This window comes from Streptomyces sp. NPDC004609, assembly GCF_042873655.1.
GTDB lineage: Bacteria > Actinomycetota > Actinomycetes > Streptomycetales > Streptomycetaceae > Streptomyces.
On sequence record NZ_JBIALS010000010.1, the window covers coordinates 1 to 21,250 of the forward strand.

A 21,250-nucleotide genomic window follows, 5' to 3' on the forward strand; every position below is an offset into this window, starting at 1 on the left:
ACGCCCGGTTACATTCCGAACCCGGAAGCTAAGCCTTTCAGCGCCGATGGTACTGCAGGGGGGACCCTGTGGGAGAGTAGGACACCGCCGAACAAATTGTTGAGGGAAGGCCTCGCATCGATGGATGCGGGGCCTTTCCGCATTTCCCGACCATTTTCTTCGGCGCCGGCCGCGCAGGACCCCTGTGCCGGTGGGGACCGCGGCTGACGGTAGGGTCAGGGGGCATCGTCGGCACGTTCCACACAGGAGGCCCCCGGGTGGAGGTCCAGGAGACCCGCGTTCAGACGGACCGGGTACTCACCATCCCCAACATCCTCAGCATGGCGCGTCTCCTCGGCGTGCCGCTGTTCCTGTGGCTGATTCTCCGTCCGGAGTTCGGTGGGCCCAAGAGCGACGGCTGGGCCCTGCTGGTGCTGATGCTCAGCGGTGTCAGCGACTATCTCGACGGAAAGCTCGCCCGGCGATGGAACCAGGTCAGCAGCCTGGGGCGGCTTCTGGACCCCGCTGCCGACCGGCTGTACATCCTGTCCACTCTGGTCGGTCTGACCTGGCGGGACATCCTTCCTCTGTGGCTCACCGTGGCGCTTTTGGCACGCGAGCTGATGCTGTTGGTGATGGTGGGAATCCTCCGCAGGCACGGCTATCCGCCGCCCCAGGTGAACTTCCTGGGCAAGGCCGCCACCTTCAACCTCATGTACGCCTTCCCGTTGCTTCTGCTGAGTGATGGCTCGGGGTGGCTTGCGTCACTTGCTGCTGTTTTCGGATGGGCCTTCGCAGGATGGGGTACAACTCTGTATTGGTGGGCAGGGATCCTCTATGTGGTCCAGGTTCGCCGACTCGTCAAGGCGGATACAGCGGCCGATTGACCTCGTAGATGCGGCGCCCGGCAGTGTGGCCGGCCGCGCCTGACGCCAGAGGGCCTCTTTGGACGAGTGAAGTCGGCTGGTCCGTCGTCTCTCAAGGAGGACGCTTCCGACATGAAGGCCGTCGTGATGGCCGGTGGCGAAGGAACCAGGCTTCGCCCCATGACTTCCAGCATGCCCAAGCCGCTCCTGCCAGTCGCCAATCGGCCGATTATGGAGCATGTGCTGCGGTTGCTCAAGCGGCATGGTCTCAATGAGACCGTCGTGACCGTGCAGTTCCTCGCTTCGCTCGTCAAGAACTACTTCGGTGACGGCGAAGAGCTTGGAATGGAGCTCACCTATGCCAATGAGGAGAAGCCACTCGGCACAGCGGGCAGTGTGAAGAACGCCGAGGAAGCGCTGAAGGACGATGCATTCCTTGTCATCTCAGGTGACGCGCTCACCGATTTCGACCTGACCGATCTGATCTCCTTCCACAAGGAGAAAGGCGCGATGGTCACGGTGTGTCTGACACGGGTGCCCAACCCGCTTGAATTCGGCATCACCATCGTCGACGAAGAGGGAAAGGTCGAGCGCTTCCTGGAGAAACCGACCTGGGGCCAGGTGTTCTCGGACACGGTGAACACCGGGATCTACGTCATGGAGCCGGAGGTCTTCGACTACGTCGAGGCCGATGTCTCCGTGGACTGGTCCGGCGATGTGTTCCCCCAGCTCATGAAGGACGGTAAGCCGATTTACGGTTATATCGCCGAGGGCTACTGGGAGGACGTCGGTACGCACGAGAGCTATGTGAAGGCCCAGGCCGATGTGCTGGAGGGCAAGGTCGATGTCGACCTCGACGGGTTCGAGATCTCGCCCGGTGTATGGGTGGCCGAAGGCGCCGAGGTGCATCCCGACGCCGTGCTGCGCGGGCCGCTGTACATCGGTGACTACGCCAAGGTCGAAGCCGATGTCGAGATCCGCGAACACACGGTCGTGGGGTCCAACGTCGTCGTTAAGAGCGGTGCCTTTCTCCACAAGGCCGTGATCCACGACAACGTGTACATCGGAGAGCACTGCAATCTCCGGGGCTGTGTCATCGGCAAGAACACCGACATCATGCGGTCCGCCCGTATCGAGGACGGCGCGGTGATCGGTGACGAGTGCCTGGTCGGTGAAGAATCGATTGTCCAGGGCAATGTGCGGGTCTACCCGTTCAAGACCATCGAGGCCGGCGCGTTCGTCAACACCTCGGTCATCTGGGAGTCCCGGGGCCAGGCGCATCTGTTCGGCGCCCGGGGAGTCTCCGGGATCCTGAATGTGGAGATCACTCCGGAACTGGCCGTACGGCTGGCCGGCGCGTACGCCACGACGCTCAAGAAGGGGGCCACCGTCACCACCGCGCGTGACCACTCCCGTGGCGCGCGAGCGCTCAAGCGGGCCGTGATCTCCGCGCTCCAGGCCAGCGCCATCGACGTACGGGACCTGGAGAACGTGCCTCTGCCCGTCGCACGGCAGCAGACCGCGCGCGGCAGCGCCGGGGGCATCATGATCCGTACGTCTCCCGGGGTGCCCGACTCCGTCGACATCATGTTCTTCGACGAACGCGGGGCCGACCTCTCGCAGGCCGGACAGCGGAAGCTGGACCGGGTGTACGCGCGGCAGGAGTACCGGCGGGCGTTCCCGGGTGAGATCGGCGACCTGTACTTCCCGGCCAGTGTCTTCGACTCGTACACCGGCTCCCTGCTGCGCAATGTCGACACGACGGGTGTCGCCGAGTCCGGCCTCAAGGTCGTCGTGGACGCATCCAACGGCAGCGCGGGTCTCGTACTGCCGAGTCTGCTGGGACGGCTGGGGGTCGATGCCCTGACCATCAATCCGGGCCTCGACGAGGCCAGGCCGACCGAGTCCGCCGACACCCGGCGGGCCGGGCTGGTGCGGCTCGGTGAGATCGTCGCGTCCGCCCGGGCGGCCTTCGGGGTGCGCTTCGACCCCGTCGGCGAACGCCTCTCCCTCGTGGACGAGCGCGGTCGCATCATCGAGGACGACCGCGCGCTGCTGGTGCTGCTCGACCTGGTGGCGGCCGAGCGGCGCAGCGGGCGAGTGGCCCTGCCGGTCACCACGACCCGTATCGCCGAGCAGGTGGCCGCCTACCACGGCACCCAGGTGGAGTGGACGACCACATCGCCCGACGATCTGACTCGGGTGGGGCGTGAGGACACCACCATCTTCGGCGGCGACGGCCGCGGTGGATTCATCGTCCCGGAGTTCAGCAGTGTCTTCGACGGGACCGCGGCCCTCGTACGGCTGGTGGGGCTGGTGGCCCGTACACAGCTCACCCTGAGCCAGATCGACGCGCGGATTCCCCGGGCCCATGTGCTGCGGAGGGATCTCGCGACGCCCTGGGCGGTCAAGGGGCTCGTCATGCGGCGGGTCGTCGAGGCCGCCGGTGACCGCGATGTGGACACGACCGACGGGGTGCGGGTCGTCGAGGCGGACGGCCGCTGGGTGATGGTGCTGCCCGATCCCGCGGAGGCCGTCACTCATCTGTGGGCGGAAGGGCCCGACGACGCCTCCGCGCAGGCCCTGCTCGACGAGTGGGCCGCGGTGGTCGAGAGCGCAGGTCACTGACGTGTGACCGGTGGGCCGGCGGGTGCTCTGAGGGGCCCGCCGGCCCACCGGTGGGGCCATTCGGCGGTAGCGGCCACGACGTGCGACGATGTGCGGCATGCCGCAGCAGCCCCCCATTCGGAGCACTGGTTCTCCGCCCGCGCGCCCAGACGCGTCCATGTCGCTGCTGACGAATGTGATGGAGCACAGCCTCGACGACGGATACGCGGAGGCGGCGGCGCGCCGCCGGGCGGAGGGGGGCGGACTGCCCCGCACGCTGCGGGCCAGGCTCGGTCTCGCGGCCGGGCTGGTGCTCGCCGCGATGGTCGTCACGGTCGGAGCGGCGGAGGCCCGGATAGCGGCCCCGGTCCTCGCCAAGGAGCGCGAGGAGCTGATCGACCGTATCGAGGCGGAGACAGCGGACGCCGATGCCCTGGAGCACGGTGTCGACCAGCTCCGTGACGAGGTCGGGGAGCGGCAGCGCAAGGCCCTCAGCACGGAAGGCTCCGGGCAGGAGCAACTGGCCTCCCTGCTCGCCGGGGCGACGGAGGTCGACGGCTCGGGGGTGAAGCTCGTCGTCGACGACGCGAAGGACACCGAAGCGGGCGGTGGCGGCCCCCGGGAGAGCAGCGGGTTCAGCGATACGGGCCGGGTCCGGGACCGCGATATGCAGCGGATCGTCAACGGGCTGTGGGAATCGGGCGCCGAGGCCGTCGCCATCAACGGGCAGCGGCTGACCGCCCTGTCCGCGATCCGCGCGGCGGGCGACGCCATAATGGTCGACAACAGGCCGCTGGTTCCGCCGTACACGGTGCTGGCGGTGGGGGACGGGAAGAAGCTGAGCACCGCGTTCCAGGACAGCGCCGACGGACATTATTTGCACGCGCTGCGGGAGAACTTCGGGATCCGTTTCAGCATCTCTTCAGAGGACAAGGTGCGTCTTCCGGCTGCCCCGAGCCTGATCGTACGTACAGCAGTGCCGGAAACCGCCGACGCCGGGAAGGGCAGCGGACAGAGTACGGCCGACACAGGGAAGGGCGCATCGTGATCGCCGTACTGGGCCTCGTCGTGGGAATCGTGGCCGGACTGCTGGTCCGGCCCGAAGTTCCGGCGGTGGTCGAGCCCTATCTGCCGATCGCCGTCGTCGCGGCGCTGGACGCCGTGTTCGGCGGCCTGAGGGCCATGCTGGACGGGATCTTCGTCGACAAGGTATTCGTCGTCTCCTTCCTGTCGAACGTGGTGGTGGCGGCGCTGATCGTGTTCCTCGGCGACAAGCTGGGGGTCGGGGCGCAGCTGTCCACGGGCGTGGTGGTCGTGCTCGGTATCCGCATCTTCTCCAACGCCGCCGCGATCCGCCGGCATGTCTTCCGGGCGTGAGGGCGATGGACAGCGAGATGAACAGCGAGGAGCGTCCGAAGGCCGCGGCGTCACCGCCGGAGGAGCCCAAGGGCCGTGGGCCCGAGGCCGCCGACTGCGGGGCCGGGGCCGAATCCGTCTCGGAGCGATCCGTCCCGGAGCCGCCGGAACGGCAGCCCCCGGTCCCGCGGGCGCCCGCACCTCGGTCCGAGCCCCCCGGCCCCCCGGACGAGCGGCCCGGTGTCCCGCAGCCGCAGTCCGACGCGCCCGAGGCCCCGGACCCGGGCCGGCTTCCCGCGGCCGAGTCCTCCCGTCCGCAGCTCACCGGCCGCCAGCGGCTCAAGGCGGCCCTGTGGCCACCGAGAGTCACCCGTGCTCAACTCATCGTCGCCGTGCTGCTGTTCGTCCTCGGTCTGGGGCTCGCCATCCAGGTCCGCTCCACCAGTGACAACAGCGCGCTGCGCGGGGCACGCCAGGAGGACCTCGTACGCATCCTCGACGAGCTGGACAACCGCTCGGAGCGGCTCCAGGACGAGAAGCAGCGCCTGGAGGAGCAGCGGACCGAGCTGGAGAACAGCTCGGACCAGGCCGAGGAGGCGCGCAGGCAGACTCGGCAGAAGGAACAGCAGCTCGGCATCCTCGCGGGTACCGTGGCGGCCCAGGGCCCGGGCATTACGCTCACGGTCGGGGACCGCTCCGGCACGGTGGAGCCCGACATGCTGCTCGACGCGATTCAGGAGCTGCGTGCGGCGGGCGCGGAGGCGATCCAGGTCAACGGCATCCGGGTCGTGGCCGATTCGCATTTCACGGGCACGGGCGGTGACATCAAGGTGGACGGAAAGAAGATCTCCGCGCCGTACCGTTTCCAGGTGATCGGCAAGCCGCAGGATCTGGAACCCGCGCTGAACATTCCCGGCGGTGTGGTCCAGACATTGGAGAAGGAGCAGGCCACGGCCACGGTGGAGCGCGCGGAGAAGATCGTCGTGGATGCCTTGCGACCCGCAAAGCGGCCTGACTACGCTCGGTCGTCAGCGCAGTGAGGCGGGGGAGCAGGGGATCCCGGGTGCCGGAGCGAGTGGTTGCGGGGGGTCGGCACACAGACGTCGCGCCGCGTGGTGGAAACTGTCTGACGGGTACGGACGTTGTGAGGATGTCCGGGTCGGCAGGTGTGGTCATTGAGGGTTCGTCCTGCCCCACGGGCGGGTCTATTTCGGTCAAGGGGAATCGCCCGTGAAGTTGTTTGCGAAGTTGTTCGGCAGGGGCTCGCGCGAGGACGGCGGCAACGCCAGGCATCGCGCGCGCCGTCATGGCCAGGATGAGGAGCAGGGCGCCGAGCGACCGCTGTTCCGGGACGAGGTCGCTGGTCCGGGCGGTGGCTTTCCCGGTGGTCCGGGCGCGTCGTCTGTTGACCCTGCCGGTCCCGGCCGCATAGGTTTCGGGGAACCATCAACCTCAGGTACGGGTGGAGGGTTTACCCCCGACCCGTATGCGACCAATCCCCACGGGGGACAGCCGCGGCAGGAGGATCCGTCCATGGCGGGCGTGACGGTTTGTACGAGGTGTGGGCACCGCAATGCCGAGTCCAGCCGGTTCTGCTCCAACTGCGGCGCGCCGCTGCGGGGCGGTGCCCCGGCCGAGCGTCCCTCGGAGACGACCTCGACGATCTCCATCTCCGGGCTGGAGGCGTACGACTCGGAGGTGACGGGGCAGACCCAGCTGCCCTCGCTGTCCCCGGAGGCCCAGGCCGCCGTCGACGCCCTGCCGCTCGGCTCGGCGCTGCTGGTCGTCCGCCGGGGTCCGAACTCCGGCAGCCGCTTCCTGCTCGACGGTGAGCTGACCACGGCCGGCCGTCACCCGCAGAGCGACATCTTCCTCGACGACGTGACCGTGTCCCGGCGCCACGTCGAGTTCCGCAGGGGGCCGGACGGCAGCTTCAGCGTCGCCGACGTCGGCAGTCTGAACGGCACGTATGTCAACCGCGAGCGCATCGACGCGGTCTATCTGGCGAACGGCGACGAGGTCCAGATCGGCAAGTACCGACTGGTCTTCTACGCGAGCCACGCGAGCCAGCGGGGCATCTAGCCGGGCACGCTCCGGACAGGGGCCCGTCAGGGAAGGTACATGCTGCGAACACCGACGTCGGGCGGTGCCGGTCACGGCACCGCCGCCGCGGGCGAGAGGCTGATGAGCATCGGGACGGTGCTCAACCAGCTGCGTGACGAGTTTCCCGAGGTCACGATCTCCAAGATCCGTTTCCTGGAGGCCGAAGGGCTGGTCGAGCCGAGGCGCACTCCGTCCGGGTACCGCAAGTTCGGACCGCAGGACGTGGAGCGGCTGGCCCAGATTCTGCGGATGCAGCGGGACCACTATCTGCCGCTGAAGGTCATCCGTGAGCACCTCGACGCCGTCGCCCGCGGCGAGCAGCCGCAGCTGCCCGCCCAGGGGCCGCAGCGCGAGCTGTCCGACGGCTCCTGGGAGGCCGACGCCGAGCGCCGGACCGCCGCCAGGGTAGGGCGCTCCGAGCTGCTGGCCGCCGCCGAGGTCAGCGAGGAGGACCTGGTCGAGTGGGAGTCGTACGGCCTGCTGGTGCCCGACGCCGGCGGCGGCTACGACGCCGAGTCCGTGACCGTGGCCCGTCTGGTGGCCGATCTGGGCAGATTCGGTCTCGAACCACGGCATCTGCGGTCCATGAAGGCGGCCGTGGACCGGGAGGCCGGGCTCGTCGAGCAGGTGGTGGCACCCCTGCGGCGGCACCGTAATCCGCAGACCAGGGCCCATGCGGAGGCCACCGCGAAAGAGCTCGCGGCCCTGTCCGTACGGCTGCACGCGGCCCTGATGCAGACCGCTCTCGGGGTCCGTCTCCACTGATCATGAACGTGCCCGACTACCCAAAGGGGCCGGGCACGTCCTAGGGTTGCTGTGTGAACGAGCTCGACGTTGTGGGTGTCCGGGTGGAAATGCCCTCCAACCAACCGATCGTGCTCCTGCGTGAAGTGGGAGGCGACCGGTACCTCCCCATCTGGATCGGTCCCGGGGAGGCGACCGCCATTGCCTTCGCCCAGCAGGGCATGGCACCGGCCAGACCGCTGACCCATGATCTTTTCAAGGATGTGCTGGAGGCGGTGGGGCAGGAACTCACCGAGGTCCGCATCACCGATCTGCGCGAAGGGGTCTTCTACGCGGAGCTGGTCTTCGCCAGCGGAGTCGAGGTGAGCGCCCGCCCGTCCGACGCCATAGCGCTCGCCCTGCGCACCGGTACGCCGATCTACGGCAGTGACGGGGTGCTCGACGACGCGGGGATCGCCATCCCGGACGAGCAGGAGGACGAGGTGGAGAAGTTCCGCGAGTTCCTCGACCAGATTTCTCCGGAGGACTTCGGAACCAACAGTCAGTGACCGCCGACCTGTGACAGCAACGGGTGGCCGCCGGCGGGAGTCCGGTGGTCACCCATTCGGCGGCCTCGGCGCATTCGAGTAGCCTTTCCCCGATACGGGGCTCGGGAAACCACTCTCAGGGTGATTATCACTCGGCGTGCCGAGTGTGGCGATCGTTGACGCACCCCTGGTGACTGCCTACCGTCGTGTGGGCAGGTCAAGGACGGAGGTCGGCGTGAGAAGCAGCGGCGACGGTGCGGTTGGGGGTGCCCCCGGACGAAGTCTGGGGGAGAGCGGACCGTATCCGCTTCAGAGGAGCGCGGCCGAACCGTCCACGGAGACGGTCGGCTACCGTGGGCCCACCGCGTGCGCGGCGGCGGGCATCACGTACCGGCAACTCGACTACTGGGCGCGCACCGGACTGGTCGAGCCCAGCGTGCGCCCGGCGTACGGATCCGGCACCCAGCGGCTCTACAGCTTCCGCGATGTGGTCGTCCTCAAGATCGTCAAACGCTTCCTGGACACCGGGGTGGCGCTCCAGAACATCCGGGCCGCCGTCCAGCATCTGCGGGAGCGCGGCTTCGCCGATCTGGAGCGGATGACGCTGATGAGCGACGGGGCCACGGTCTACGAGTGCTCGTCGCCCGACGAGGTCGTCGACCTCCTTCAGGGCGGCCAGGGGATCTTCGGTATCGCCGTCGGCGTCGTCTGGCGGGATGTCGATGCGGCCCTGTCGCAGCTGCACGGCGAGCGGATCGACACCGGTGAGACCCTCATCGGGAACAATCCCGCCGATGAACTGGCCCGGCGCAGGCGCGACCGGGCGGTCTGAGGGGACGCGCCGCAGGTCCGGGGGACGGCGCGTTGTCAGTGGCGTAGGGCAGCATCGGAGATGTGAGATCCGCGCCGACGATTCTGCATCTGGACATGGATGCGTTCTTCGCCGCCGCCGAGCAGGCGGCGAAGCCGAGTCTGCGCGGCAAGCCGGTGGTCGTCGGCGGGCTGGGGCCGCGCGGGGTGGTCGCCACCGCGTCGTACGAGGCGAGACGCTTCGGGGTGCACTCGGCGATGCCCATGGCACAGGCGCGCCGGCTCGCGCCGAACGCGGCGTATCTCGTGCCCCGCTTCTCCCTGTACCGATCGGTCAGCGAGCAGGTCATGGAGCTGCTGGGCAGGCTCTCACCGCTGGTGGAGCCGCTGAGCCTGGACGAGGCGTTCGTGGACCTGGAGGCGGGCGGCTCGGCCCATGACTCGCCGTCGGCGCGGGTGGCCGGGGAGCGTTTGCGCGAGGACATCCGGGCGGTGACCGGACTCACCGGCTCCGTGGGGCTCGCCGGATCGAAGATGCTGGCGAAGATCGCCTCCGAGCAGGCCAAGCCCGACGGCCTGGTCCTCATAGAGCCCGGTACGGAGCGTGAGCTGCTGGGGCCCATGTCCGTCCGGACACTGCCCGGCGTCGGACCGGCCACCGGCGAGCATCTGCGGCGGGCCGGGATCACCGTCTGCGCCGAGCTGGTGGAGGCGGGCGAGGACGAGCTGGTACGTCTGGTGGGCAGGGCCCACGGCGTGTCGCTGTACCGGATGGCCCTGGGGCACGACGACCGGCCCGTCGTCGCCGAGCGGGACGCCAAGTCGGTGTCGGTGGAGGACACCTTCGACGTGGATCTCCACGACCGGGTCAGGATCCGGCTGGAGGTGGAGCGCCTGGCCGACCGCTGTGTGGAGCGGCTGAGGGCGTCGGGGCACTCCGGCCGGACGATCGTGCTGAAGGTGCGGCGGTTCGACTTCTCCACACTGACCCGGTCGGAGACCCTGCGCGGGCCGACCGACGACCCCGCCGTGGTGCGGGAGGCTGCGGCGCGGCTGCTGGAGCCCCTGGACACGACCGGCGGGGTACGGCTGCTGGGCGTGGGGGTCAGCGGGCTCGCGGACTACACCCAGGAGGACCTGTTCGCCCAGGCGGCGGCGGAGGTCCGGGCGGCGGACGAGCGGGGAGCGGCGGACCAGGGGACGGAAGAGGCGGGGCAGGCCACTGGGGAAGCGTCCGCCACCCCTTCGGGAGCGGGGCCCGGGGTGGCGCCGCCGCCGGAACCGGGAGAGCGCACGGGCGCCGTACCGGCCGCCGTCGGTGTTCCGGGGCGGGCCGCCGGAGCGGGAGGAGCCCCCGGTGACGGCGGGGACCCCGGGGCCGGAGGACAGAGGCGGGCGCCGGCGGCGGGCGCCGGGGCCGTGCGGGGAGCGGGGGAGCCGTATCACCCGGCTGGGGGTACCGGTGCCGACGGAGTCGCGGGGAGCGGCGGGCAGGGCCGTCCGGGTGAGGCCGGCACCGGCGTTCCCGGGGAGCGCCGGTGGACGGCCGGGCACGACGTACGGCATGCCCGGTACGGGGCGGGCTGGGTGCAGGGCAGTGGGGTCGGACGGGTCACCGTGCGGTTCGAGGAGCCCGGATCGCCGCCGGGGCGCGTGCGCACCTTCCGTGTGGACGACCCGGACCTGGAGCCGTCCGATCCGCTGCCGCTGGTGGCATGGGGGGAGGACCCGGATCAGTCGTCCTCGCCGGCGATCTTCCCGAAGGAGCGGTCGCGGGACGGGGGTGACTCGGGGGCCACGGAGAGTTCGAGCCCGTAGTGGTGGTAGAGCTGGAGCTCCTGCTCGGGGGAGAGGTGGCGGCCGACCCCGAAGTCCGGCGCGTCCTTGATCAGCGCGCGTTCGTAGGGCACCCGCAGGGTGTCGTCGGCGAATGTGCTCGGCTCCAGCGGGACGAACGCGTCACGGCTGAAGAGCCCGGTGCGGACTGCCGCCCATTCGGGTGTCCCCGTGGCGTCGTCCAAGTAGATCTCGTCGATGGTTCCTATCTTGACCCCATTGCGGTCTATCGCCTTGCGGCCGATCAGGCTGCGCGGATCGATATCGGTCTGCACGGTCCCTCCAAAGGTCGCAACTGCTGCCTAAATCATACGAAAGGGCACATCGTGGGCGTCGGCCACTTGAGCGATCGCGGAAAGGGCGCGCTGGTAGGCTGGCAAACGGCTGCTGACCCCGTGCGGGAGAGTCCACCGGCAGGACGACGGTGGCGCCGAAGGAGCAAATCCTCCCCGGAATCTCTCAGGCACCTGTACCGCGCGGACGAGGTCACTCTGGAAAGTAGAGCGGGCGTCGGACGGCATCCGCTCTCACCGACGGTGAAAGCCGGAGCGCCCCGGTTCGGGCGGTCCGGTGAAACTCTCAGGTTGAGATGACAGAGGGGGAGGCCGTCCAGGGCATCCGCCGTGATGCCCCTCGCAGGTCGCGTCAGACCAGGAGGCCTCCTACATGACCGCCAACCGCATTCCGCTCTCGCAGCTGGAGCGAGGCACACCCTTCGAGCAGCGCCACATCGGGCCCGACACCGAGGCCCAGGCCAAGATGCTGGCGCAGGTGGGATACGGCTCGCTGGACGAGCTGACCGCCGCCGCGGTGCCCGACGTCATCAAGAACGCCGGGGCGCTGGGCCTGCCGGACGGACGCTCCGAGGCCGAGGTCCTCGCCGAGCTGCGCAGCCTCGCGGAGCGGAACAGGGTCCTCGCCCCCATGATCGGCCTCGGCTACTACGGCACCTTCACCCCGCCGGTGATCCTGCGCAACGTCATGGAGAACCCCTCCTGGTACACCGCGTACACGCCGTACCAGCCGGAGATCTCCCAGGGCCGTCTGGAGGCCCTGCTGAACTTCCAGACGATGGTGGCCGACCTGACCGGGCTGCCCACCTCCGGCGCGTCCCTCCTCGACGAGGGCACCGCGGCGGCCGAGGCCATGTCCCTGGCCCGCCGGGTCGGCAGGGTCAAGGACGGCGTCTTCCTGGTCGACACCGATGTGCTGCCGCAGACGATCGCGGTGATCCGCACCCGCGCCGAACCGACCGGAGTCGAGGTCGTCACCGCCGATCTGAGCGACGGCATCCCCGCCGACGTCGCCGAGCGCGGTGTGTTCGGTGTGCTGCTGCAGTATCCGGGCGCGTCCGGTGCCGTACGGGACATCAGGCCCGTCGTCGAGCAGGCGCACGGGCTCGGCGCCATCGTCACCGTCGCCGCTGATCTGCTGGCGCTGACCCTGCTCACCTCACCGGGTGAGCTGGGCGCGGACATCGCCGTCGGCACCACCCAGCGCTTCGGTGTCCCCATGGGCTTCGGCGGGCCGCACGCGGGCTATATGGCCGTACGCGAGAAGTTCGCCCGCAGCCTGCCCGGACGGCTCGTCGGGGTCTCCGTGGACGCCGACGGGAACAAGGCGTACCGCCTCGCGCTCCAGACCCGTGAGCAGCACATCCGGCGGGAGAAGGCCACCAGCAACATCTGCACCGCGCAGGTACTGCTGGCCGTGATGGCGGGGATGTACGCCGTCTACCACGGCCCGGACGGACTGCGGACGATCGCCGGGCGCGCCCACCGCTATGCCGCCCTGCTCGCCGAGGGACTGAAGGCCGGCGGTGCGGAGGTCGTGCACGGCTCCTACTTCGACACCCTGACCGTGCGGGTGCCGGCCGCCGCCGAGGTGGTCGCGGCCGCCCGGGAGGGCGGGGTCAACATCCACCTCGTGGACGAGTTCCACGTCTCCATCGCCTGTGACGAGACGACCTCCCGCGCCGACGTCATCGCCGTCTGGGCCGCCTTCGGCATCGACGCCGACATCGAGGCGCTGGACGCGGCCACCGGGGACGTGCTGCCCGAGGCGCTGCTGCGGACCGACGACTACCTCACCCACCCCGTCTTCCACCAGCACCGCTCCGAGACCGCCATGCTGCGCTATCTGCGCCGCTTGGCGGACCGGGACTACGCGCTGGACCGCGGCATGATCCCGCTCGGCTCCTGCACCATGAAGCTGAACGCGACCACCGAGATGGAGCCGGTCACCTGGCCCGAATTCGGGCAGATCCATCCCTTCGCCCCGGTCGAGCAGGCCGCCGGATATCTCACGCTCATCCGTGAGCTGGAGGAGCGGCTCGCCGAGATCACCGGCTACGACAAGGTCTCCATCCAGCCCAACGCCGGATCCCAGGGCGAACTCGCCGGGCTGCTCGCCGTGCGCGCGTACCACCGCGCCAACGGCGACGACCAGCGCACCGTCTGCCTCATCCCGTCCTCGGCGCACGGCACCAACGCCGCCAGTGCCGTGATGGCGGGCATGAAGGTCGTGGTCGTCAGGACCGCCGACGACGGCGAGATCGACATCGACGATCTGCGGGCCAGGATCGAGCAGTACCGGAACGAGCTGTCCGTGCTGATGATCACCTACCCGTCCACCCACGGGGTGTTCGAGGAGCACGTCGCCGACATCTGCGCCCAGGTGCACGACGCGGGCGGCCAGGTGTACGTCGACGGCGCCAATCTCAACGCGCTGGTGGGGCTCGCCAAGCCGGGCAGGTTCGGCGGCGACGTCTCGCATCTGAATCTGCACAAGACGTTCTGCATCCCGCACGGCGGCGGCGGCCCCGGGGTGGGCCCGGTCGGAGTGCGGGCGCATCTCGCTCTGTATCTGCCGAACCACCCGCTCCAGCCGACCGCCGGTCCCGAGACGGGGGTGGGACCGGTCTCGGCCGCTCCCTGGGGTTCGGCGGGCATTCTGCCGATCTCCTGGGCCTATGTACGGCTGATGGGCGGCGAGGGCCTGAAGCGGGCCACCCAGGTCGCGGTGCTCGCCGCCAACTACATCGCCAAGCGCCTGGAGCCGCACTACCCCGTGCTGTACACGGGACCCGCGGGGCTGGTCGCCCATGAGTGCATCGTGGATCTGCGGCCGCTGTCCAAGTCGACCGGGGTCAGTGTCGACGACATCGCCAAGCGGCTGATCGACTACGGCTTCCACGCGCCGACGATGTCGTTCCCGGTGGCCGGGACGCTGATGATCGAGCCCACCGAGAGCGAGGACCTGGCCGAGATCGACCGGTTCTGCGACGCGATGATCGCCATCCGCGCGGAGATCGAGAAGGTCGCGTCCGGGGAGTGGCCGGCCGAGGACAACCCGCTGGGGAACGCGCCGCACACCGCGGCCGCGCTGGGCGGCGCGTGGGAGCACGCCTACCGCCGGGACGAGGCGGTCTTCCCCGCCGGGGTGAGCGCCGCCGACAAGTACTGGCCGCCGGTCCGCCGCATCGACGGCGCCTTCGGCGACCGCAACCTCGTCTGCTCCTGCCCTCCGGTGGACGAGTACGACAACTGACGGACGGCGACCGGCACAAAGCGGGCGCGCGTCGGGGCCGGTACGGAGCAACTCTCCGGCCGGCCCCTCGTCGTGGTCGAAGCCGCTCACCGTACGGACGCGCGCCTGTCGCGCGGAGGTTGCCCTGTCCTGCGAGCGGGTGGTCACACGGTCGTACGGGCGGTCGCCGCCCTGCGGGACGGCTTCCGCGGTGCCTCGGGTGCTACGCGGCCCTCATCGCCCGGAGCGGACGGTGCGGGCCGATGATCTGGCCGTCGGGCAACAGCTCGCCGGTGTCCTCGAAGAGGAGCACGCCATTGCACAGCAGGCTCCAGCCCTGCTCCGGGTGGTGAGCCACAAGGCGAGCCGCATCCCTGTCGGCTGAGTCTGATGTCGGACAAGCAGGCTGATGCTGGCACATGGGCGGGTTCTTTCGCTGTGATGTGGTGAGTGTCCTGCGGCTCGATGAGGTGTTCATGGCCGCCCCCCGTATCTCTCGGTCCGGTCCCAGTGTTGCCGTACGAGCGTCAATCCGCAGGGATTTCGCGACAGCTCGTCTTACTGGAGAGAGACGTATCACCCGCGCGGGCGGTTCAGCTCAACTTCACTGTCCTTTCGGGTGGTTCAGGGGGGCCGGTATGGACTAGTCCATCCGGGCAAGCGGTGCGCCCCGCTGTCGGGCGGTCGCGGGGCGCGACCGGTGCCCTTCCCGTCGGTGGGACGAGAAGGGCGAGGGGGTCAGGCCGGTGAACCGAGGAGCGGGCCGGGGGGAAGCCGCAGGGTCATCACCGGGAGCAGATCGGCCACCCGGTGGGGCCGGTGGGCCGCGATACCGGGCGGCGCCGGCGCGAGCGGCACCAGGACGTCGGTGGGCCTGGGCGCGCCCGCCGAGGCGTCGGCCTCCGTGTCCCCGTGCAGCCAGAGAGTGATCATGTACAGCTCGGGGACGGACAGCAGGCGCGGCTGGAACGGGGTCTTGATGGACTCGGCCTGGAGGAGCGCCTGTTCCGTGGAGCGCAGATAGGGGCCCTCGAAGAAGTGCGAGAACGTCCAGCCGTCGGGCGTGAGCACGGTCTCCGCCGCGGCCAGCGACCGGTCTCCGCCGCGGATCAGGAAGCGCCACCCCGTGAGCCGGGTGGCGGGTGGCCCGCCGTTCGGCACGACCCTGTCCAGCACATGGACCGGGAGCGGGGACTCCGGGCTGACGGGCCCCTGGGCGGACCGGAGCGCGGGGGTGCGGTCCTCGCGGACCGCCGTCGGGGAACTCAGTGCCGCGAGAACGCTGCGGAGGGCAGGCGAAGGGGGCGGGAGGACATGCAGCGGCATGGTGGGTCGCCTCTCACTCGGGAGACACGGTGGAACCAGGGCAGGTGCGGACGGCGCTGTCAGCGTGCGGGGCCAGAGGGGGGCCGGAAGGGCCACCGGGTGCCAACTCTCTGCCTCGTTCGCGGAGTTTATACGACACGCGTTCTCGCGGTGTTTCCGCTAGCGTTCGCGGGCATTAAAAGCAAGGCGGGTTCAGGTCCCGCGCAGCCGGGTGTTCTGCCGGATTTCCGGTGATTCTCACGCGATAACCTGGGAATATGGCTACGCATCGGTAGGCCGAAACCCATCGGCGTTTTTCACCAGGCGATGAGCGGAGGTAGGTGCCCACTGCACCCTGCCGAGGGGCAGTGCCGCCCGATCGCTCCTGCCACAGTACCGGTCGAGCGGACTCCGCGCCGCGTTATGGATCAGTCAGTCTGGGCATTATCGTCCGTGACGCGAGCGACCCATGCTCCGTGGTGCCCACCCGAGGAAGGACACTTCGATGGGGGACAAGGTCGAGACAGGCGGGTTCGCGCTGTCCGATCGTCAGCGGTACCGGCGGAAGCTCCAGCAGTGCCTGGCCGCGCTGGGGCGGCTGCTGGCGGAGAAGCGGTTCGACCGGCCCAGGAATCTCATGGGCCTGGAGATCGAGCTCAATCTCGCGGGCCCTGACGGACTGCCTCGGATGATGAATGCGGAAGTCCTCGAACGTATCGCGAGCCGGGATTTCCAGACCGAACTCGGAATGTTCAATCTGGAAGTAAACATTGTTCCGCACCGCCTCGGCGGCCGGGTTTTCGACCAGTTGGCGGAGGAGTTGCGCACCGGCCTCGGTTATGCCCACCGCAAAGCCCATGAGATCGGCGCCGGGATTGTGATGACCGGGATTCTGCCGACCCTCACCCAGGATGATCTGGTCAGCGCGAATCTCTCCGACGACGAGCGCTACACGATGCTGAACACCCAGATCGTGGCCGCGCGCGGCGAGGAGTTCACCCTGGACATCCACGGCGTGGAGCGGCTGACCTGCACCTCGGCGTCCATAGCCCCGGAGGCGGCCTGCACCTCGGTGCAGCTGCACCTCCAGGTGACGCCGGCCCGGTTCGCCGATGTGTGGAACGCCGCGCAGGCGGTGGCGGCGGTGCAGGTCGCCGTGGGGGCCAACTCGCCGTTCCTGTTCGGCAAGGAGCTGTGGCGGGAGTCCCGGCCGCCGCTGTTCCAGCAGGCCACCGACACCCGGCCGCCGGAGCTCCAGGCCCAGGGGGTACGGCCCCGGACCTGGTTCGGGGAGCGGTGGGTGAATTCCGCGTACGACCTCTTCGAGGAGAACATCCGCTATTTTCCGGCCCTTCTGCCCATCGTCGACGACGAAGAGGATCCGCTGCGGATCGTCGACGAGGGCGGAATTCCCGCACTTTCCGAACTCGTCCTCCACAACGGGACGGTCTACCGCTGGAACCGCCCGGTCTACGGCATCGCCGACGGGGTGCCCCATCTGCGGGTCGAGAACCGGGTGCTGCCCGCGGGCCCCACGGTCACCGATGTCGTCGCCAACGCCGCCTTCTACTACGGGCTGGTCCGCGCGCTCGCCGAGGAGCCGCGGCCGGTGTGGACCCGGCTCCCGTTCGAGGTCGCGGCGGAGAACTTCGGCACCGCGTGCCGTGACGGTATCGAGGCCGAGCTCCGGTGGCCGCGTCCGGGACGGGCGGGCGACATCACGACGGTGCCCGCGGTCGAACTCGTACGGGACGAACTGCTTCCGCTGGCCGCGGCGGGGCTCGACGCGTGGAACGTCGAACCCGCCGACCGCGACCGCTGCCTCGGGGTGATCGAGGAGCGCTGCAAGCGGCGGGTCAACGGCGCCTCCTGGCAGGCGGAGACCTACCACCGGGCACGGGACGCCGGACTCGAACGGGACGCGGCACTCGCGGCGATGACCCGCCGGTACTGCGAGCTGATGCACCAGGGGGATCCCGTGCACACCTGGCCGGCCGGCTTCCCCGGGCGGGAGGCGGCGGCGGGCTGAGCCGCCCGCGCACCGCACAGGGTGCACCGGCCGAGTGGACCTGCCCCCGGTGGCGTGTCCGGGGCCCCGCCGGGGTGAAGATGGGGCGGGCGGGGCTACTCAACGGGAGGCACGTGTGCAGATGGAGGCGGGACGCCTGGCTGATTCTCTTCCCCCGGAGGTCGTGCCACGAAGGATTCTGCGGTCCGAGATACTCCTGGTGCTCGCGCTGTCGCTGGGCGCGAGCGCGGTGTCGTCGCTGATCAGCTTTGTCGGATCGCTGACAAAACCGGCGAGTCTGCGGGAGCAGGCGGCCAATCTGAACGGGTCGTACGCTCCCGGGCGGCCCTGGCTCGATCTCGCCTGGCAGCTCTTCGGCATCGCGACGGCCCTGGTCCCGGTCCTGCTGGTCGCCCATCTGCTGACCAGGGAGGGCGCCGGAGGGCTCCGTTCCATGGGCTTCGACCGGACGAGGCCCTGGCCCGACCTCGGGCGCGGGACGCTCGTCGCGGCGGGGATCGGCAGCGCCGGGCTCGCGTTCTATCTGGTGGCCAGGGCCACGGGGTTCAATCTGACCGTCGTGCCCGAGTCGCTGCCCGAGGTGTGGTGGAAGCTCCCGGTACTGATCCTCTCGGCGATCCAGAACTCCGTGGTGGAGGAAGTGATCGTCGTCGGCTATCTGCTGCGCAGGCTGGGGCAGTTGGGCTGGTCCCCGACGGCGGCGCTGATGACGAGTTCGGTGCTCCGCGGCTCGTACCACCTCTACCAGGGCATCGGCGGCTTCATCGGCAATATGGTCATGGGCGTCGTCTTCGTCCTGCTGTACCGGCGGTGGGGCCGGGTGGGCCCGCTCGTGGTGGCCCACGCGCTGCTCGACATCGTCGCCTTCGTGGGATACGCGCTGCTGGCGGGGAAGGTGAGCTGGCTGCCGACGGTGTGAGCGGTGATGGCAAGGGGCGTACGGGAGGGTCCGTACGCCCCCTTGTCGGGTACGGCGCTCCGGTCTGTGCGGCGCTTGTCCCGTGTACGGCGCTGTGCCCTCCGCGTCACCGGTCTTCCGGACGCTGCGCCTCGCCGTTCCTCCGCGTACGTCCATGTCCCCCGTCGGCCGGTCCGGCCGGGGGCGGCGGGTGTCAGGGAGCGGTCAGCAGCTCGCCGTCGACGACGGTGACGGCCTGGCCCGTCAGCAGGGTGCGGTCACCGCGGAGGGAAGTGCGGACCAGGCCGGTGCGGGCGGACGCCTGGAGTCCGGTCAGTTCCCCGCGGCCGAGGCGCGCCGACCAGAACGGCGCGAGCGCGGTGTGGGCACTGCCCGTCACCGGGTCCTCGTCGATGCCGACTCCCGGGAAGAAGCAGCGGGACACGAAGTCGTAGCCGCCGGCCGGGTCGTCGGCCGCCGCGGTGACGATCACGCCGCGGTCGGACAGGGCGGCGATAGCAGCCGGATCCGGGGTCAGCCCCCGCACGGTTGCCTCGTCGGCGACCTCGACGACCAGATCGCCGACGTGCCGTCCGGTGTCGTGCACCGAGATCACCTCCGCGCCGACGGCCGCGGTCACGGCGTCCGTGATCTTCAGGGGAGTGAGCGGGGAGGTCGGGAAGTCGAGCGTGATCGTGCCGTCCTCGTGGCTGGTCGCGGAGAGGATCCCGCAGCGGGCGGCGAAGCGGACGGTGCCGCTCGCGGTGCCGGTGGTGTGCAGCACATGGGCGGTGGCGAGCGTGGCGTGGCCGCACATGTCGACCTCGGTGGCCGGGGTGAACCAGCGCAGCGCCCAGTCGGCGTCCCCGCCCGGGGGGAGGGGGTGCGCGTAGGCGGTCTCGGAGAGGTTGACCTCGGCGGCGAGCTTCTGGAGCCAGGAGTCGTCCGGGAAGTGCGGGCCGTCCAGGAGGACGACGGCGGCGGGGTTGCCGGCGAAGGGGCGAGGGGTGAAGGCGTCGACGATTCGGATCCGCATGTCGCCGACGGTAGTGGGTGCGGTGGGTGAGGGTGCCGGCCGGGGCGTTGCCCTCCCCGGTGCGGGAGGGGCCGGGCCATGGGTAAGGGGGTTGTCGGGAGATAGGTTCCGATATATCGTTGAAGCATCGCGACAGATCAACGATGGAAGGAGCGTAGCGATGCGTTCACATGGACACGAACACGGACATGGACAGTGCGGGCCCGGCCATCAGGGTCGTGGCGGATTCGAGGGGCGTCGTGGGGCGTTCGGTCAGTTCGGGCCGCCGTTCGGCGGGCCCTTCGGTGGTGGGCGCGGTCGTGGGGGCGGCAGGGGGCGGGCGCGGCGCGGTGATGTGCGTGCCTCGATCCTGGCGCTGCTGAAGGACCGCCCGATGCACGGATACGAGATGATCCAGGAGATCGGCGAGCGCAGCGGCGGGGCCTGGAAGCCCAGCCCGGGCTCGGTGTATCCGACCCTTCAGTTGCTGGAGGACGAAGGTCTGATCACCAGTGTGAGTGAGGGCGGCAAGAAGCTGTTGACGCTCACCGACTCCGGTCGCACCGAGGCCGAGGCGGGGCCGGACGCCCCGTGGGAAGAGGCCGGGCGCGGAGTCGACTGGGACGCCGTCAACGAGATCCGGCAGGCGGGCTGGGGGCTGATGGAGGCTTTCGGCCAGGTCTGGAAGACGGGCAACGCCGAGCAGCGGGAGAAGGCCGTCGAGGCCATCAACGAGACCCGCAAGAAGCTCTATCTGATCCTCGCCGAGGAGCACTGACCCGGAGTGAGGAGAGGGCCCCGCGCACCGGCGCGGGGCCCTTCCCGGCTGCGTGACCGCGCAACCCCGTCACCGCCGCGGTCCGCCGCGGACAGCCGCCCGGGTGGCGCCGCACGCGTCGGGAGGGTGCGCGGAACCGGGGTGGACGGAAGGCCGTCAGGTCACCAGACCGCCGAGCTTGCGCAGTGACTCGTTGAGCGCGGCCGTCGCCGAGTCCTTCAGCTTCCCCGCCATCAGCGAAACCGCGGCTCCGGTGAACTCGCCCTCGATACGGACCCGTGTCGCGTCCCCGTCCGGGGTGAGGGAGTAGCGGTTGCCGACGCTGACGCCCATCGGTCCCTGGCCCTTGATGCCGAGCAGCCGTCCGGCCTCGAACTCCTCCACGGTCCAGGTGATCTCGGCGGGGAAGCCCATGAGCTTCATGTTCTCCTCGTAGGTGGCCCCCAGTTCCAGTGAGGCCGGGCCGCCCTTGGGGAAGCCGGTGTGCATGGCGTTCCACTGGCCGTAGCTGGTGAAGTCCGTCAGCTGGGCCCAGACCTTCTCGGCCGGTGCCTCGATACGGGCCTCGGCATTGACTTCGGCCATACGACCACCCCTCCATGTCGGGTCACGGTGTCGCGGAACGTAGCCGTAGCATCCCGAACATTCAATACTGATGAACAGTCAGATCTGTTCGACCAGTTGGTGGTGCCAGATCTCGGCGGAGTCGAAGCAGTCCGACGCGCGGGGGTGCGGTCCCTCGTCGTGGCAGTGGAAGGCGGCCCAGAAGAGATCCGCGGGAAGCGCGTCGGACGGCGCGTACACCCGGTACACGTACTGCCGCCCGTCGACCGCGGGCAGAGCGACCATCCAGAACATGCCGGAGGGGA

General features: G+C 69.7%; 20 protein-coding genes, 1 rRNA gene and 1 riboswitch. Of the genes, 15 read left to right on the forward strand and 6 right to left on the reverse strand.

Going from position 1 to position 21,250, the window contains the following annotated elements; all coding sequences use genetic code 11:
• The 11 genes from rrf to ACFYT4_RS12560 form a co-directional block, all read left to right on the forward strand.
• A 5S ribosomal RNA gene (gene rrf, locus ACFYT4_RS12510) occupies positions 1–93 on the forward strand; the annotation flags it as partial.
• A gap of 164 nt (positions 94–257) precedes the next feature.
• Positions 258–866: a CDP-alcohol phosphatidyltransferase family protein gene (locus tag ACFYT4_RS12515; RefSeq protein ID WP_389267546.1), complete on the forward strand. Its 609-nt coding sequence runs from the start codon at positions 258–260 to the stop codon at positions 864–866.
• A 111-nt stretch (positions 867–977) separates the two neighbouring features.
• The gene (locus ACFYT4_RS12520; RefSeq protein WP_389267547.1) at positions 978–3,473 is read left to right on the forward strand and encodes a sugar phosphate nucleotidyltransferase; all 2,496 of its coding nucleotides are present in this window, start codon (positions 978–980) and stop codon (positions 3,471–3,473) included.
• Positions 3,474–3,570: 97 nt separating this feature from the next.
• Positions 3,571–4,500: a DUF881 domain-containing protein gene (locus tag ACFYT4_RS12525; RefSeq protein ID WP_389267548.1), complete on the forward strand. Its 930-nt coding sequence runs from the start codon at positions 3,571–3,573 to the stop codon at positions 4,498–4,500.
• Positions 4,497–4,829 carry a small basic family protein gene (locus ACFYT4_RS12530; RefSeq protein WP_389267550.1) on the forward strand — a complete coding sequence of 111 codons (333 nt, stop codon included), beginning with the start codon at positions 4,497–4,499 and terminating at the stop codon, positions 4,827–4,829. Before ACFYT4_RS12525 ends, ACFYT4_RS12530 begins: the two co-directional genes overlap by 4 nt.
• 5 nt (positions 4,830–4,834) lie before the next feature.
• Positions 4,835–5,848 (forward strand): DUF881 domain-containing protein, encoded by a 1,014-nt coding sequence (locus ACFYT4_RS12535; RefSeq protein ID WP_389267551.1) that lies wholly within the window; start codon positions 4,835–4,837, stop codon positions 5,846–5,848.
• A gap of 148 nt (positions 5,849–5,996) precedes the next feature.
• Positions 5,997–6,890: an FHA domain-containing protein gene (locus ACFYT4_RS12540; RefSeq protein WP_389267726.1), complete on the forward strand. Its 894-nt coding sequence runs from the start codon at positions 5,997–5,999 to the stop codon at positions 6,888–6,890.
• Positions 6,891–6,929: 39 nt separating this feature from the next.
• Entirely contained in the window at positions 6,930–7,676 is a 747-nt protein-coding gene (locus ACFYT4_RS12545; RefSeq protein WP_389267553.1) for a MerR family transcriptional regulator, read from the forward strand.
• Between the two features lie 53 nt (positions 7,677–7,729).
• Positions 7,730–8,203: a bifunctional nuclease family protein gene (locus tag ACFYT4_RS12550; RefSeq protein WP_006123076.1), complete on the forward strand. Its 474-nt coding sequence runs from the start codon at positions 7,730–7,732 to the stop codon at positions 8,201–8,203.
• 214 nt (positions 8,204–8,417) lie between these two features.
• Positions 8,418–9,014 carry a MerR family transcriptional regulator gene (locus tag ACFYT4_RS12555; RefSeq protein WP_389267554.1) on the forward strand — a complete coding sequence of 199 codons (597 nt, stop codon included), beginning with the start codon at positions 8,418–8,420 and terminating at the stop codon, positions 9,012–9,014.
• Between the two features lie 62 nt (positions 9,015–9,076).
• On the forward strand, positions 9,077–10,810 hold the full coding sequence (locus tag ACFYT4_RS12560) for a DNA polymerase IV (RefSeq protein ID WP_389267555.1): 1,734 nt from the start codon (positions 9,077–9,079) through the stop codon (positions 10,808–10,810).
• On the opposite strand, the gene ACFYT4_RS12565 is transcribed toward ACFYT4_RS12560, so the two are convergent.
• A complete protein-coding gene (locus ACFYT4_RS12565; RefSeq protein ID WP_389267556.1) occupies positions 10,726–11,103 on the reverse strand; it encodes a PRC-barrel domain-containing protein in 378 nt (125 codons plus the stop codon). The genes ACFYT4_RS12560 and ACFYT4_RS12565 overlap by 85 nt on opposite strands.
• A 113-nt stretch (positions 11,104–11,216) precedes the next feature.
• A riboswitch (glycine riboswitch) is annotated at positions 11,217–11,313 on the forward strand.
• Positions 11,314–11,494: 181 nt separating this feature from the next.
• On the opposite strand from ACFYT4_RS12565, the gene gcvP reads away from it, so the two are divergent.
• Positions 11,495–14,377, forward strand: coding sequence for an aminomethyl-transferring glycine dehydrogenase (gene gcvP, locus ACFYT4_RS12570; RefSeq protein ID WP_389267557.1), 2,883 nt, complete (start codon positions 11,495–11,497; stop codon positions 14,375–14,377).
• 202 nt (positions 14,378–14,579) lie between these two features.
• Here gcvP and ACFYT4_RS12575 read toward each other — a convergent pair whose 3' ends face one another.
• Together ACFYT4_RS12575 and ACFYT4_RS12580 are read right to left on the reverse strand one after the other, a co-directional pair.
• The gene (locus ACFYT4_RS12575; protein ID WP_389267558.1) at positions 14,580–14,777 is read right to left on the reverse strand and encodes a DUF5999 family protein; all 198 of its coding nucleotides are present in this window, start codon (positions 14,775–14,777) and stop codon (positions 14,580–14,582) included.
• Positions 14,778–15,094: 317 nt separating this feature from the next.
• On the reverse strand, positions 15,095–15,682 hold the full coding sequence (locus ACFYT4_RS12580; RefSeq protein WP_389267559.1) for a hypothetical protein: 588 nt from the start codon (positions 15,680–15,682) through the stop codon (positions 15,095–15,097).
• A gap of 484 nt (positions 15,683–16,166) precedes the next feature.
• Here ACFYT4_RS12580 and ACFYT4_RS12585 point away from each other — a divergent pair, with 484 nt between their 5' ends.
• Positions 16,167–17,690, forward strand: coding sequence for a glutamate-cysteine ligase family protein (locus tag ACFYT4_RS12585; protein WP_389267560.1), 1,524 nt, complete (start codon positions 16,167–16,169; stop codon positions 17,688–17,690).
• A 121-nt stretch (positions 17,691–17,811) separates the two neighbouring features.
• On the forward strand, positions 17,812–18,609 hold the full coding sequence (locus ACFYT4_RS12590; RefSeq protein WP_389267727.1) for a CPBP family intramembrane glutamic endopeptidase: 798 nt from the start codon (positions 17,812–17,814) through the stop codon (positions 18,607–18,609).
• Between the two features lie 193 nt (positions 18,610–18,802).
• Here ACFYT4_RS12590 and ACFYT4_RS12595 read toward each other — a convergent pair whose 3' ends face one another.
• Complete coding sequence (locus ACFYT4_RS12595) at positions 18,803–19,624, reverse strand: PhzF family phenazine biosynthesis protein (RefSeq protein WP_389267561.1); 822 nt, start codon at positions 19,622–19,624, stop codon at positions 18,803–18,805.
• Positions 19,625–19,784: 160 nt separating this feature from the next.
• Between ACFYT4_RS12595 and ACFYT4_RS12600 the strand changes: the two genes are divergently transcribed.
• Positions 19,785–20,381, forward strand: a complete 597-nt coding sequence (locus ACFYT4_RS12600; protein WP_389267562.1) for a PadR family transcriptional regulator — start codon at positions 19,785–19,787, stop codon at positions 20,379–20,381.
• A gap of 156 nt (positions 20,382–20,537) precedes the next feature.
• Here the strand turns inward: ACFYT4_RS12600 and ACFYT4_RS12605 are convergent, their stop codons facing one another.
• Together ACFYT4_RS12605 and ACFYT4_RS12610 are read right to left on the reverse strand one after the other, a co-directional pair.
• The gene (locus tag ACFYT4_RS12605; RefSeq protein ID WP_389267563.1) at positions 20,538–20,966 is read right to left on the reverse strand and encodes an SRPBCC family protein; all 429 of its coding nucleotides are present in this window, start codon (positions 20,964–20,966) and stop codon (positions 20,538–20,540) included.
• Between the two features lie 78 nt (positions 20,967–21,044).
• Entirely contained in the window at positions 21,045–21,239 is a 195-nt protein-coding gene (locus ACFYT4_RS12610) for a hypothetical protein (protein WP_389267565.1), read from the reverse strand.
• Between the last annotated feature and the right edge of the window lie 11 nt (positions 21,240–21,250).

Excerpts from the sequence above, each read along its gene's own strand:
- ACFYT4_RS12520 (WP_389267547.1), top strand. The coding sequence starts at position 978 with ATGAAGGCCGTCGTGATGGCCGGTGGCGAAGGAACCAGGCTTCGCCCC.
- ACFYT4_RS12525 (WP_389267548.1), top strand. The coding sequence starts at position 3,571 with ATGCCGCAGCAGCCCCCCATTCGGAGCACTGGTTCTCCGCCCGCGCGC.
- ACFYT4_RS12535 (WP_389267551.1), top strand. The coding sequence starts at position 4,835 with ATGGACAGCGAGATGAACAGCGAGGAGCGTCCGAAGGCCGCGGCGTCA.
- ACFYT4_RS12545 (WP_389267553.1), top strand. The coding sequence starts at position 6,930 with ATGCTGCGAACACCGACGTCGGGCGGTGCCGGTCACGGCACCGCCGCC.
- gcvP (WP_389267557.1), top strand. The coding sequence starts at position 11,495 with ATGACCGCCAACCGCATTCCGCTCTCGCAGCTGGAGCGAGGCACACCC.
- ACFYT4_RS12575 (WP_389267558.1), bottom strand. The coding sequence starts at position 14,777 with ATGTGCCAGCATCAGCCTGCTTGTCCGACATCAGACTCAGCCGACAGG.
- ACFYT4_RS12580 (WP_389267559.1), bottom strand. The coding sequence starts at position 15,682 with ATGCCGCTGCATGTCCTCCCGCCCCCTTCGCCTGCCCTCCGCAGCGTT.
- ACFYT4_RS12585 (WP_389267560.1), top strand. The coding sequence starts at position 16,167 with ATGGGGGACAAGGTCGAGACAGGCGGGTTCGCGCTGTCCGATCGTCAG.
- ACFYT4_RS12590 (WP_389267727.1), top strand. The coding sequence starts at position 17,812 with ATGGAGGCGGGACGCCTGGCTGATTCTCTTCCCCCGGAGGTCGTGCCA.
- ACFYT4_RS12595 (WP_389267561.1), bottom strand. The coding sequence starts at position 19,624 with ATGCGGATCCGAATCGTCGACGCCTTCACCCCTCGCCCCTTCGCCGGC.
- ACFYT4_RS12600 (WP_389267562.1), top strand. The coding sequence starts at position 19,785 with ATGCGTTCACATGGACACGAACACGGACATGGACAGTGCGGGCCCGGC.
- ACFYT4_RS12605 (WP_389267563.1), bottom strand. The coding sequence starts at position 20,966 with ATGGCCGAAGTCAATGCCGAGGCCCGTATCGAGGCACCGGCCGAGAAG.
- ACFYT4_RS12610 (WP_389267565.1), bottom strand. The coding sequence starts at position 21,239 with ATGTTCTGGATGGTCGCTCTGCCCGCGGTCGACGGGCGGCAGTACGTG.